10 protein-coding genes are annotated in these 12,903 nt (G+C 70.7%); 6 read left to right on the forward strand and 4 right to left on the reverse strand.

The window, feature by feature from the left end:
* Nucleotide 1: 1 nt before the first annotated feature.
* Nucleotides 2–1,324 carry a threonine/serine exporter family protein gene (locus BGN98_RS05920; RefSeq protein WP_288120202.1) on the reverse strand — a complete coding sequence of 441 codons (1,323 nt, stop codon included), beginning with the start codon at nt 1,322–1,324 and terminating at the stop codon, nt 2–4.
* 264 nt (nt 1,325–1,588) lie between these two features.
* On the reverse strand, nt 1,589–2,635 hold the full coding sequence (locus BGN98_RS05925; protein ID WP_204946593.1) for an ATP-dependent DNA ligase: 1,047 nt from the start codon (nt 2,633–2,635) through the stop codon (nt 1,589–1,591).
* Between the two features lie 152 nt (nt 2,636–2,787).
* Here BGN98_RS05925 and BGN98_RS05930 point away from each other — a divergent pair, with 152 nt between their 5' ends.
* On the forward strand, nt 2,788–4,515 hold the full coding sequence (locus BGN98_RS05930) for an acyl-CoA dehydrogenase family protein (protein WP_288120203.1): 1,728 nt from the start codon (nt 2,788–2,790) through the stop codon (nt 4,513–4,515).
* Between the two features lie 146 nt (nt 4,516–4,661).
* Here BGN98_RS05930 and BGN98_RS05935 read toward each other — a convergent pair whose 3' ends face one another.
* Nucleotides 4,662–5,339: a TetR/AcrR family transcriptional regulator gene (locus BGN98_RS05935; RefSeq protein ID WP_061683905.1), complete on the reverse strand. Its 678-nt coding sequence runs from the start codon at nt 5,337–5,339 to the stop codon at nt 4,662–4,664.
* A gap of 190 nt (nt 5,340–5,529) precedes the next feature.
* Here BGN98_RS05935 and sucC point away from each other — a divergent pair, with 190 nt between their 5' ends.
* Together sucC and sucD are read left to right on the forward strand one after the other, a co-directional pair.
* Nucleotides 5,530–6,696: an ADP-forming succinate--CoA ligase subunit beta gene (gene sucC / locus BGN98_RS05940; RefSeq protein ID WP_061683906.1), complete on the forward strand. Its 1,167-nt coding sequence runs from the start codon at nt 5,530–5,532 to the stop codon at nt 6,694–6,696.
* A gap of 30 nt (nt 6,697–6,726) precedes the next feature.
* Nucleotides 6,727–7,629, forward strand: a complete 903-nt coding sequence (gene sucD, locus BGN98_RS05945; protein ID WP_039414217.1) for a succinate--CoA ligase subunit alpha — start codon at nt 6,727–6,729, stop codon at nt 7,627–7,629.
* Nucleotides 7,630–7,785: 156 nt separating this feature from the next.
* Here sucD and BGN98_RS05950 read toward each other — a convergent pair whose 3' ends face one another.
* A complete protein-coding gene (locus tag BGN98_RS05950) occupies nt 7,786–9,240 on the reverse strand; it encodes an NCS2 family permease (RefSeq protein WP_061683907.1) in 1,455 nt (484 codons plus the stop codon).
* Nucleotides 9,241–9,335: 95 nt separating this feature from the next.
* Between BGN98_RS05950 and BGN98_RS05955 the strand changes: the two genes are divergently transcribed.
* The 3 genes from BGN98_RS05955 to purH are packed head-to-tail and all read left to right on the forward strand — an operon-like array spanning nt 9,336 to nt 12,846.
* Entirely contained in the window at nt 9,336–10,592 is a 1,257-nt protein-coding gene (locus BGN98_RS05955) for a cell division protein PerM (protein WP_061683908.1), read from the forward strand.
* Between the two features lie 4 nt (nt 10,593–10,596).
* Entirely contained in the window at nt 10,597–11,202 is a 606-nt protein-coding gene (gene purN / locus BGN98_RS05960; protein WP_036285931.1) for a phosphoribosylglycinamide formyltransferase, read from the forward strand.
* A 33-nt stretch (nt 11,203–11,235) separates the two neighbouring features.
* Nucleotides 11,236–12,846 (forward strand): bifunctional phosphoribosylaminoimidazolecarboxamide formyltransferase/IMP cyclohydrolase, encoded by a 1,611-nt coding sequence (gene purH / locus BGN98_RS05965; RefSeq protein WP_036285929.1) that lies wholly within the window; start codon nt 11,236–11,238, stop codon nt 12,844–12,846.
* The last annotated feature ends 57 nt before the right edge of the window (nt 12,847–12,903 follow it).

Raw genomic sequence — 12,903 nt, forward strand, 5'->3', positions numbered from 1 at the left:
GTCACCGGGCCGGAAGCGACCACTCCCGCTCGGTGAGCACCCGTGCCACGGTGAGGCCGATCGCGAGGGCCACGACGACGAACACCGCGGTCGTCGCATTCTGGATCGCCGCGACCGTGTCGCCGCCGATGACACCGGCGATCGAGCGGTAGGCGGCGGCCCCGGGCACCATGATCAGCACGGCCGGCACGGTCAGGGTCACGCGTGCGGCGCGCAGCCGATCACCGAAGAGGTAGGCGCCGAGTCCCACGGCCAGGGCGGCGGCAGCGGCGGCGACGGCGGGATTGACGTGGGCGTCGACGAGCGCCAAGCGCCCGACGTTCGCGACGGCGCCGAGACTCGATGCCGTCAGAGCGATCGCCCAGGGCGTGCCGAACAGCAGAGCGAAACCGAGTACCCCGACGAAGCCGGCGGCGAGTCGGACGAGCGACAGGAACGGCTCGGCGAACTCGGGGGCGGCGACCTGCGTGACGGTCGCGTCGAAGACGGTCGCGACTCCCCAGACGGCGGTGCCGGTGGCCAGCAGCACCAGGACGGCATAGGTGACCCGGGCGATGCCGGCGTTGAGATCCAGTCGGGCGAGGTCGAGGGCGCCGGTCACGAGCGGGAAGCCGGGAACGAGATAGAGCACGGCGCTGGTCAGTGCCGCGTCGTGCTGTCCGCCGGGAACGCCGAGGGCGACGAACACCTGCGCGGCGGCCAGGTACACCAGCAGGGCCGTCATCGCCGAGGCGAACACGAGCAGGAACTCGTTCGTGCGGAGGCGGTGGATGAGCATCCGCACCCACTGGCCCGCCGCCGCCGCGATCCCGACGGCGACGAACTCCTGCCACCCACCGTTGTTCAGCAGCGCGAAGGCCGCACACGCCAGCGCGGCCGCCAGCACGCGCGTCAGATCGGAGTAGCGCCGCGGCATCCGCTCGACTTCGCGCAGCTCGCCCTGCAGGTGAGCCGGCGTCGTGCCCGGCTGCAGACGCGCCGTCAGACGTTTCAGGGCCGTCATGCGGTCGGCGTCGACGGTCGGACGAGGAACTTCCGCCACGCGTGTGCGGAACATCTGACCGCGCCCGGCGGTGAGCACGATGTCGGTCATGCCGACGCGGCAGTGCACGTCGTCGATTCCCACCGCTTCCGCGGCCCGCACCATGCTGTCGCGCACCCGCGCGGAGGAGGCACCCGCCCCCAGCATGAGCGATCCCAGGCGCAGCACCGCGTCCGTGCGGGCGATGAACTGCACCGGCTCGAGGGCGAGCTCCTGCGTCACCGTGGGTTCCAAGGTCTCGGACGGCGCAGCGGACGGCTCGTCGGGCGGGGCGGGGACCATGGTCCGATCCTCGCACCGGCGCCGCCGCAGGGCGAGGATCACGAGCCGGAACAACGGATGCCGATATTCACGGTCGCCGACCGATCAGCGGTCCTTCGCGCGCCCGTAGGCTCGGGATCACGGAGGAGGGGAGAGCGCCCCTCACCATCCGCACCAACGGATCGCATGTCCGGCCGCCGGAACCCGGCGCCGATGCGGGCGTGGGCGGGAGAGCCGGATCCGGCCCGTGCGGTGCTGCGCGGGTCGGATCCGTGCGCCGCGGCTTCAGTCCAGGACGTCCGCCAGGTCGTATGCGCGCACCTGTTCCAGCTGGGCGAAGGTGCACGAGCGCGGGTCGCGGTCGGGCCGCCACCGCTCGAACTGCACCGTGTGGCGAAAGCGTGCGCCCTCGAGCTGGTCGTAGCGCACCTCGAGCACGCGCTCCGGCCGCAGCCGGACGAACGAGGTGTCCTTCGTCGCCGAGAAGCGCGAACGGTCGGTCTGTCCGGTCATGGCGGTGCCCTCGGCATCCGTGACGACGAGAGGCGCCAGCTCGTCGACGAGCTCACGTCTGCGCACATCGCTGAAGGCCGACGCTCCGCCGACGTTGCGGAGATCGCCGTTCTCGTCGTACAGCCCCAGCAGCAGCGAGCCGACACCGTGGCCGCTCTTGTGCACGCGGTAGCCGAGCAGCACGACGTCGGCCGTGCGGGCGTGTTTGATCTTGAACATCGTCCGCTTTCCGGGCGCGTAGGGCAGGGCGAGCGGTTTGGCGATCACCCCGTCCAGCCCGGCGCCTTCGAAGCGGGCGAGCCACTGCGTCGCCAGGTCGTGGTCACCCGTCGTGCGCGTCACGTGCACCGGGGCGGGGACCGTCCGCAGGAGGTCTTCGAGTTCTGCGCGGCGCGTCGAGAACGGCTCCTGCTGGAGATCGCGCTCGCCGCGGGCGAGGAGGTCGAAGGCGATGAACATCGCGGGCGTCTCCCTGCTCAGCAGGGCGATGCGTGAGGCGGCGGGGTGGATGCGCTGTGACAGCGCCTCCCATGACAGCCGCCGACGCCCGTCGGATCCGTCGAGCGCCACCACGATCTCCCCGTCGAGCAGGCACGGCTCGGGCAGCAGGGCGGTGCACGCGGCGACGAGTTCGGGGAAGTAGCGGGTGAGCGGCTTTGCCCCGCGCGAGCCGATCTCGACGTCGGTGCCGTCCCACGACAGCAGGGCGCGAAATCCGTCCCATTTCGGCTCGAACGCGAGGCCCCCGGGGGTGCGGGCGGGGTCGGGAACGGCGCTGACGGCCTTCGCCAGCATCGGTGCGGGGATGTCGTACGGCATGGCTCTCATCATGACGGCGGGGGCACGCGGGCGACAGGGGGCATCCGACGACTCGCGATGAGACTGAGTATCACTTATGATGGTCCGCAGTCTCATTCGCATTCTTCATCGGGATCGATCACCGAGACGCCGCGAGCATCCGAGGAGTTCCCATGGCCGCTGAGTACCAGGCCCCCACCGCCGACTACGCCTTCCTGTTCGGCGAGGCGTTCGGTCTCGACATCGTCGCCCGCGCGACCGGCGGCGAGCTCACCGCCGCCGACGGCGCGGATGTGATCGCCGGAGCCGGTGAGTTCGCGGCGTCCGTCCTCGCGCCGCTGCAGAGCATCGGCGATCGCGAGGGCGCTCGTCTCGTCGACGGCCAGGTGCGTTTGCCCGCCGGCTTCGCCGAGGCCTACGCCGCGTTCGTGGAGGCGGGGTGGATCAGCGCGGAGGCGCCGACCTCCGCGGGCGGCGACGGGCTTCCCGGGGCGATCCGAGCGGGCCTCGGCGAGATCTGGAACGCCTCGAACGCCGCGTTCGCGCTGTGCTGGCTGCTCACCGCCGGACAGATCCATGCGCTGGATGCCGCGGCATCCGATCAGATCCGCGAGACGTACCTGACGAAGCTGGTCTCGGGCCAGTGGACGGGCACGATGAACCTCACCGAGCCGGCGGCGGGCACCGACCTCGGCGCCATCCGCACGATCGCCACACCCCGCGGGGACGGCACGTACGCGATCCGCGGGCAGAAGATCTTCATCACCTGGGGCGATCACGACGTCGCCGAGAACATCGTTCACCTCGTTCTCGCACGCACGCCCGGCGCCCCCGATGGGGCCAAGGGGCTGTCACTGTTCGTCGCGCCCAAGTACCTCGTCAACACGGACGGCTCGCTCGGCGATCGCAATGCCGTCACGACCGTCGCCGTCGAGCACAAGCTCGGCATCCACGGCAGCCCCACCTGCGTGCTCTCCTACGAGGACGCCACCGGGTACCTCGTCGGCGAGGTCGGCGGGGGACTGGCCGGCATGTTCGTGATGATGAATTCCGCCCGCATCGCGATGGGGTTCCAGGCGACCGGCATCGCCGACCGCGCGCTGCAGCAGGCCACGGCCTATGCCGCTGATCGGGTACAGGGACGCGTCCTCGGCCGCGAGGGCACCGCGCCGATCGCGGAGCACCCCGACGTGCGCCGGCTGCTGCTGTCGATGCGCAGCGAAGTCTTCGCGATGCGCGCTCTGGGCGTCTACGTCGCCGACCTGTTCGACCGGGCGGAGCAGACCGACGATGCCGCCGTGCTCGCGATGGCCGAGTTCTTCGTGCCGATTCTGAAGGGCTGGTCGACGGAGGATGCCGTGGCGCTGACGAGCGACGCCATCCAGGTGCACGGGGGCATGGGCTTCATCGAGGAGACCGGTGCGGCTCAGCACTACCGCGACGCCCGCATCATGCCGATCTACGAAGGCACCACCGCGATCCAGTCCAACGACCTCATCGGACGCAAGGTCATCCGAAACCAGGGGGCGACCGCCGAGGCGCTCTTCGCCGACATCACCGGCACCGTCGCGGCACTGCGCGCGGCGGGCGGCGACGTCGCGGCGCGCACGGCCGCACGCCTCGAGCGGGCCGTGGATGCCGCGCGTCGCGCAACCGCCGATCTCATCGGCTTCGCCGACGCGCCGCGGGATGCGCACGCCGTCAGCGTGCCTTATCTGATGCTCCTCGGCGTCCTTGCCGGCGGTTGGATGCACGCGCTGGCGGTCGTCGCGGTCGCGGCCCACGCCGCCCCGGAGGAGGCCGACGCGCAGCGGCTGACCGCGGCGGACTTCTACGGCGCGCACCACCTGCCGCGCGTGCACGCGCTCGCCGAGACCGTCGCCTCGGGGGAGACGGTCTGAGGGCGGACCGCCGCCCTGCCGGGCCGCCGCCGCCCTCGGCATCCCGCGCCGCAACTGCAAGGCCCGTCGGGCGACACGCCGCGCGGGATGCCGTGATCCCGGCGTGCCGTCCGCGAACCCTTGCAGTTCGGTCGGGCAGCGCGCGCTCAGAGCTCGTCGCGCAGGCGCCGCACGACCTCGGCCATCGGCATCCGACGGGGGAAGGTCGCCACGACGACGTCGTCGTTCTGCGCCTGCTCGCCGTCCGGGTGCACGCCGAAGCGGTGCATGAGCTCGTCGTAGGCGTCGGTCAGCACCGACTCGGGGATGTCCTCGGTGCCGCGCAGCAGGCGGCGCAGGACGTGGTTGTGCACCGCGGTCACGGCGGCAGAGAACGCCACGGCGTCGATCGGGTCGAGGCCCGGGAGCGCGGAGCGCAGGTAGTCGTCGAAGAGCCGCTCGTACTGGAAGACGGTCACGATCTCGCGGTCGCGCAGCGCCGGCACCTGGCGCACCACCGCGTAACGGCGGCGGGCGAGTTCGGGCTCGGCGGCGAAGTGGCGGAAGACGTCGACCGATGCCGCGCACGCCGCGGCCCACGGGTTCTGTCCGGCGCTTTCGCCGCCGGCCGTCAGCTTCTGACGCAGGTGCGCGAGGAGCACGTCGTGGTCGCTGAACACGACGTCGTCCTTGCCGCCGAACTGACGGAAGAAGGTCGACCGGGAGACTCCGGCGGCCTGCGCGATCTGCTCCACCGAGGTCGCTTCGAACCCGTGCGCGGCGAAGAGGTCCAGCGCAGCGGCGACGACGGCGTTGCGGGAGGAGGTGGGAGACGCTTCGGCCATGCCCGTGAGCCTAACGCGACCCGGACGCCCGTGCCGCTGCGCGGGGCGGGCGACGGTCGGACCGTTGCGGTGCGTCTACTAAGCTGGGGGATCGGTCGATCTCTCGATATCGAGATTGTTTGAGCACTTTTGTTCCGATACCGAGAACCCTTCGGCACGACACCCACTGACGCCCAGCGAAGGATTGCACGTGGATCTGTACGAGTACCAGGCACGAGACCTGTTCGAGAAGTACGAGGTGCCGGTGCTCCCCGGCATCATCGCCGACACTCCTGAGGAGGCGAAGGCGGCGGCCGAGAAGCTCGGCGGCGTCGTCGTCGTCAAAGCCCAGGTCAAGACCGGAGGCCGCGGCAAGGCCGGCGGCGTCAAGGTCGCCAAGACCCCCGATGACGCCTATGAGGCGGCGAAGGCCATCCTGGGCCTGGACATCAAGGGGCACGTCGTCAAGCGCGTCATGGTCGCCGCGGGCGCCCAGATCGAGAAGGAGTTCTACTTCTCGGTGCTGCTGGACCGCGCCAACCGCTCATACCTGAGCCTGTGCTCGGTCGAGGGCGGCATGGAGATCGAGCAGCTCGCCGTCGAGAAGCCCGAGGCCCTCGCCAAGGTCGAGGTCGACCCGCTGACCGGCATCGACGCCGCCAAGGCGCTCGAGATCGCCAAGGCCGGTGGCTTCGACGACGAACTGGCCCCCAAGGTCGCCGACGTCTTCGTCAAGCTCTACAACGTCTACACCGGTGAGGGCGCCACCCTCGTCGAGGTGAACCCCCTCATCCAGGATGCCGCGGGCAACATCATCGCCCTCGACGGCAAGGTGTCGCTCGACGACAACGCCACCGAGGTGCGCCACCCCGAGCACGAGGAGCTCGAGGACAAGGACGCCGCCGACCCGCTCGAGGCGAAGGCCAAGGCATCCGGCCTGAACTACGTCAAGCTCGACGGCCAGGTCGGCATCATCGGCAACGGCGCGGGTCTGGTCATGTCGACCCTCGACGTCGTCGCCTACGCCGGTGAGAACCATGGCGGCGTCAAGCCCGCCAACTTCCTCGACATCGGCGGCGGCGCTTCGGCGACCGTCATGGCCGCGGGGCTGGACGTCATCCTCGGCGACCCGCAGGTGAAGTCGGTGTTCGTCAACGTCTTCGGCGGCATCACGTCGTGCGTCGCCGTCGCGGAGGGCATCGTCAAGGCGCTCGAGATCCTCGGCGACGCCGCCACCAAGCCGCTCGTGGTCCGCCTCGATGGCAACCAGGTCGAAGAGGGCCGCGCCATCCTCGCCGCCGCCAACAACCCGCTCGTCACCCTCGCCGCCGGCATGGACGAGGGCGCCGACAAGGCCGCCGAGCTGGCGAACGCCTGAGCCGCGGCATCGGAACAAGGAACTAGGACTATGTCGATCTACCTCAACAAGGACTCCAAGGTCATCGTCCAGGGCATCACCGGCGGTGAGGGCACCAAGCACACCGCGCTGATGCTGAAGGCGGGCACCAACGTCGTCGGCGGTGTCAACGCGCGCAAGGCCGGCACCACCGTCTCGCACGTCGACAAGGACGGCAACCCCGTCGAGCTGCCCGTGTTCGCCTCGGTCGCCGAGGCCATCGCCGCCACCGGCGCCGATGTGTCGATCGCGTTCGTGCCCCCGGCGTTCACGAAGGACGCGATGGTCGAGGCCATCGACACCGAGATCCCGCTCCTCGTCGTCATCACCGAGGGCGTCCCCGTCGGCGACACGGCCGAGGCGTGGGCGTACGCGAAGAGCAAGGGCAACAAGACCCGCATCATCGGTCCGAACTGCCCCGGCATCATCACGCCCGGTGAGGCGCTCGTGGGCATCACTCCCGCGAACATCACCGGCAAGGGACCGATCGGCCTCGTGTCGAAGTCGGGCACCCTGACCTACCAGATGATGTTCGAGCTGCGCGACCTCGGCTTCTCGACGGCCATCGGCATCGGCGGCGACCCCATCATCGGGACGACGCACATCGACGCCCTCGCCGCGTTCGAGGCCGACCCCGAGACCAAGGCGATCGTGATGATCGGCGAGATCGGCGGCGACGCCGAGGAGCGTGCGGCCGAGTTCATCAAGGCGAACGTCACGAAGCCCGTCGTCGGCTACGTCGCGGGCTTCACGGCACCCGAGGGCAAGACGATGGGCCACGCCGGCGCGATCGTGTCCGGCTCGGCGGGCACCGCGCAGGCCAAGAAGGAGGCCCTCGAGGCTGCCGGTGTCAAGGTCGGCAAGACGCCGTCCGAGACGGCTGCCCTCATGCGGGAGATCATCGAGACGCTCTGACGTCCGACGCTCGCCGCGAGAGAGGGGGTGGATGCCGCGGCATCCACCCCCTCTCTCCATCTGCCCCCGTGCCGAGCCGCTACGAATCCGCCGAGCCGCCACGAACGGGCGTGGCGGCTCGCGCGGAACGTAGCGGCTCGCGGGAGGGGGCGCGGGTCAGGCTCCCAGCAGGGACTGGATGGGGCCGCGGGCGAAGTAGATCAGGAAGCCGACGGCCACCACCCACAACAGCGGGCTGATCTGCCGCGCCTTTCCGGAGAGCGAGCGCACGACCACCCAGCTGATGAAGCCGGCGCCGATGCCGTTGGCGATCGAGTACGTCATCGGCATGACCGAGACCGTCAGGAACACCGGCAGCAGCACGCTGAAGTCGCTGAGGTCGATGTGCTTGACCTGCGCCATCATCATCGCGCCGACGATGACGAGGGCCGCCGCGGCGACCTCGGTGGGAACGATCGAGGTGAGCGGCGTGAAGAACATCGCCAGCAGGAACACCACACCGGTCACCACGTTGGCGAGGCCCGTGCGGGCGCCCTCGCCGATGCCCGAGCCCGACTCGATGAACACCGTGGCCGAGGACGACGAGGTCGCCCCTCCCACGACGGCGCCGACACCCTCGACGACCAGGGCGGACGTGATGCGCGGGAAATCGCCCTTCTCGTCGGCGAGCCCCGCCTCTTTCGCCAGACCGGTCATCGTGCCCATCGCGTCGAAGAAGTTCGAGAACACGAGCGTGAACACGAGCATGATCAGCGCCACGATGCCGACCTTGCCGATGTCGAAGCCGAAGTCGACGGCGCCGAGCAGGCTCAGGTCGGGAATGCTGACGGGCGAGCCGGTCAGGGCCGGGATCGTCAGGCTCCATCCGCCCGGGTGATCGGTCGCCGAGCCGAGGTGCCAGATGGCCTCCACGATCACCGACACGACGGTGCCGCCGACGAGGCCGATCAGCATGCCGCCTTTCACCTTGCGGGCGACGAGCACCCCGGTCACCAGCAGCGTCAGGACGAACATGAGCGTCGGGACCGACGCGACCGAGCCGCCGATGCCGAGGCCGACCGGCGGTGAGTTCGATCCGGTCGCGGTCACGAAGCCGGAGTTGACGAACCCGATGAAGGCGATGAAGAGGCCGATCGCGACGGTGATGGCGAGCTTCAGCTGCACCGGCACGGCGTCGAAGATGAGCTTGCGCAGCCCCGTGGCCGCCAGCAGCACGATGATGACGCCGTTGATCATCACGAGGGCCATCGCCTCGGGCCAGGTGACCTCGTGGATGACGCTGAAGGCGAGGAACGCGTTGATGCCGAGTCCCGCCGCGAAGGCGAACGGCAGTCGGGTCACCAGGCCGAACAGGATCGTCATGACCCCGGCGGTCAGTGCGGTGGCGGCCCCCACGGCGGAGAACGCCAGCTCGTTGCCGGCGATGTCCGCCTTGCCCGACAGGATGATCGGGTTGAGGATCACGATGTACGCCATCGTGACGAAGGTGACCAGTCCGCCGCGGATCTCGCCGCCGATCGTCGAGCCGCGACGGCTGATCTCGAAGAAGCGGTCGAGCGCCCCGAGCGGGGCGTCGGCGGAACGGGTGGCGGACGTGGGTGTAGCGGGCATGGATCCTCCATCCAGAACCGTAGTGGATGCCGCGGCGTCGGCGCCCCGCGCGCCCCGCGCTCGCTCATCACCCGGGTAGGTAGGGTCGAACCCGCATGAACCGCCTGCTCGTCCTCCTCCTCGCCGCCGTCGATGCCCTCATCGCGGTGGCCGTCGGTGTCGCCGTCGTGCTCGCACCCCTCACGCTCTTCTGGGTGATGGCGTTGGGGGGTACGGCCGACTGGGGTGCGCTGTGGCCCGCGGCCGTGCGCATCTGGCAGCTCGGTCAGTTCGTGCCGCTGCACATCACGCTCGGCGACGACTACCTCGTCGCCGCCGGCATCGCGCCGCAGGCGGCGTCGTTCGTCGTCTCGCTGGCTCCGCTCGCGCTCGCCGTCTTCACCGCCCTCTTCGCGGCGCGCTCCGGCGCCCGCGCCGCCCGCTCCGGGGCGTGGGCGGTGGGAGTGGCTGCCGGCACGCTCGTCACGCTTCTGCTGGCCGCCGCCCTCTGGGCCACCTCGCGCACGCCCGTCGCCGCCGTCTACGGATGGCAGGCGCTCCTGCTGCCCACTCTCGTCTTCGCCGTCCCCGCTCTGGCGGGCGCCGTCGTCGAAGCGTGGCGGATCGGAGACGACGGTCTCATCGATGGCCTCCGCGACCGGATCGACGGCGTCGATGCACGCCGGGGTCACCCGTGGGTGAGTGCCGTCTCGGCGGCAGCCCGGGGTCTCGCTGCCGCCGTCGCCGGGCTGGTCGGCGTCGGTGCGCTCGTCGTCGCCGTGGCCGCGGTGCTGCGCGGAGGGCAGGTCGTCGCCCTCTTCGAGGCGGCGCACGTCGATGTGCTCGGCGGCGCGGTGCTCTCCCTCGGGCAGCTGGTCTACCTGCCGACCCTCATCGTGTGGGGCGCCTCGTTCGCCGCCGGGCCGGGCTTCGCGGTCGGCGCCGGCACTGCCGTGTCGCCCGCCGGGACGACTCTCGGGGTCCTTCCCGGCATCCCGTCTCTCGGCCTCATCCCCGACAACCCCTCGCCGTGGCTGTTCGCGCTCGTCCTGCTGGTCGTCGCCGTCGGCTTCGTCGCCGGAGCGACCGCCCGCACCCGCCTCGCGTCCGCTGACGAGCTCGGCGCGCCGCGGGAGTCGACCACGGCTGTGCGCCTGTTCGTCTTCGGTGTGATCGTCGTGCTCGGAGCCGCCGCGGCGGCGCTGCTGGGCGTTGTCGCATCGGGCGCGGTCGGGCCCGGACGCCTCAGCACCGTCGGGCCCGCCGCCGGTCCGTTCGCGTTCTGCGTGGGTGTCGAGCTCGCCGTCGGAGCCGCGATCGCGCTGTTCTCCCCGGCGCACACCAGAGACCCCGCCGGCGCGCCGGTAGACTGACCGGGTGCTGACGGTCGCCGTACTCATCTCGGGCACCGGCTCCAATCTCCGAGCCCTCCTCGAGGCTGCCGCCGACCCCGCATTCCCGGCACGCATCGTCGTCGTCGGCGCCGATCGCCAGGCGGACGGCTTCGCCCACGCCGAAGCCTTCGGCATCCCGACCTTCCTCGTGCCGTTCCGCGAGTTCGAGACGCGCGAGCAGTGGGGAGAGGAGCTCGACCGCCAGCTGCGGGTGTGGAACCCCGATCTCGTGGTGCTGAGCGGTCTCATGCGGCTGCTTCCGGCGTCGGTCGTCGACGCCTGGGCGCCCCGCATCATCAACACTCACCCCGCCTACCTGCCCGAGTTCCCCGGCGCCCACGGCGTCCGCGACGCCCTCGCGGCCGGCGTGACCCAGACCGGGGCGAGTGTCATCGTCGTCGACAACGGGGTCGACTCCGGGCCGGTCCTGGCCCAGGAGCGCGTCGCCGTGCTGCCCGATGACACCGAGCAGAGCCTGCATGAGCGCATCAAGCCCGTCGAACGGCGCCTGCTCATCGATGTCGTCCGCGCAGTCGCGTCCGGAGAGCTCCAGCTGTCCGCCGTCGCCTCCGACGCGCCTGCGTCCTGAAGAACCGATCCACCTCGAACACTGGAGCCCCGCATGGCCGGTCCTGCCGTCGATCCCGCCCTCTACCGATCCCGTGACCTCGTGCCCGTCCGCCGGGCGCTCGTCTCGGTGAGCGACAAGACCGACCTGCTGCCGCTCGCTCAGGCCCTGGATGCCGCGGGCGTCGAGATCGTGTCGACCGGCGGGTCCGCCGCGCTCCTGCGCGACGCGGGCCTCGCCGTCAAGGATGTGGCCGAGATCACCGGGTTCCCCGAGTCGCTGGGCGGGCGCGTGAAGACGCTGCACCCCAGCGTGCACGCGGGCCTTCTGGCCGACCTCCGGCTCGAAGACCACGAGACGCAGCTGGATGCCCTCGGCATCCTGCCCTTCGAACTCGTCGTGGTGAACCTCTACCCGTTCGTCGAGACCGTCGCCTCCGGTGCCGTCGGAGACGCGGTCGTGGAACAGATCGACATCGGCGGGCCGGCCATGGTGCGCGCCTCGGCCAAGAACTTCGCGAACGTCGCCATCGCGGTCTCGCCCGAGTCCTACCCCGCGATCATCGAGGCGCTCGGCTCCGGGGGCACCTCGCTCGCCCAGCGCCGCGAGCTCGCCGCGCGCGCCTTCGCGCACACCGCCGCCTACGACCGTGCCGTCGCCACCTGGTTCGCGCAGGAGACCCTCGAGGCGGAGGGCGACCTGCCCCAGCACCTCACGATCAAGGCCGAGCGGCTGAGCACGCTCCGCTACGGCGAGAACTCGCACCAGCGCGCCGCGATCTACACGCGCGCCGGCGCCCACGGCATCGCCCAGGCCGAGCAGATCCAGGGCAAGGAGATGTCGTACAACAACTACGTCGACGCCGACGCGGCCCTGCGCGCAGCTTTCGACATGGTCAAGCCGGCGGTGGCGATCATCAAGCACGCCAACCCCTGCGGCATCGCGGTCGCGGCGCCCAACGCGCTCGACCCCATCGCGTCGGCGCATCTGCGCGCCCACGAGTGCGACCCCGTCTCGGCGTTCGGCGGCGTGATCGCCGCGAACCGCACGGTCACCCTGAAGATGGCCGAAAACCTGCGTGACATCTTCACCGAGGTCATCGTCGCCCCCGACTTCGAGCCGGAGGCGCTGGAAGTCTTCGCCCTGAAGAAGAATCTGCGCGTGCTCCGCCTTCCCGCCGACTGGCGGCAGGAGCCGATGGACGTGCGTCTGCTGTCCGGCGGGCTCCTGCTGCAGGATGCCGACCGCTTCCCCGATGACATCGAGTCGGTCGCGAAGGACTGGGAGCTCGTCTCCGGCGAGCGCCCCGACAGCGCGGAGGAGATGGAGAACCTCATCTTCGCGTGGAAGGCCTGCCGCGCCGTCAAGTCCAACGCGATCGTGCTCGCTCAGGGGCTCGCGACCGTCGGCATCGGCATGGGGCAGGTCAACCGCGTCGACTCGTGCCGCCTCGCCGTCGAGCGCGCCGGAGACCGCGCGGCGGGCTCGGTGGCCGCATCCGACGCGTTCTTCCCCTTCGCCGACGGCCCGCAGGTGCTGATCGACGCCGGCATCCGCACCATCGTGCAGCCGGGAGGCTCGGTGCGCGATCAGGAGGTCATCGACGCGGCGCGCGCCGCGGGCGTGACGATGTTCTTCACGGGAGAGCGTCACTTCTTCCACTGATCAGGCTGACGCGGCGGCATCCACGGGGCAGGGTGGATGCCGCGCGCTGCCGTGTCC

The organism is Microbacterium sp. 69-7 (assembly GCF_001897985.1).
In the GTDB taxonomy this organism is placed as follows: Bacteria; Actinomycetota; Actinomycetes; order Actinomycetales; family Microbacteriaceae; genus Microbacterium; species Microbacterium laevaniformans.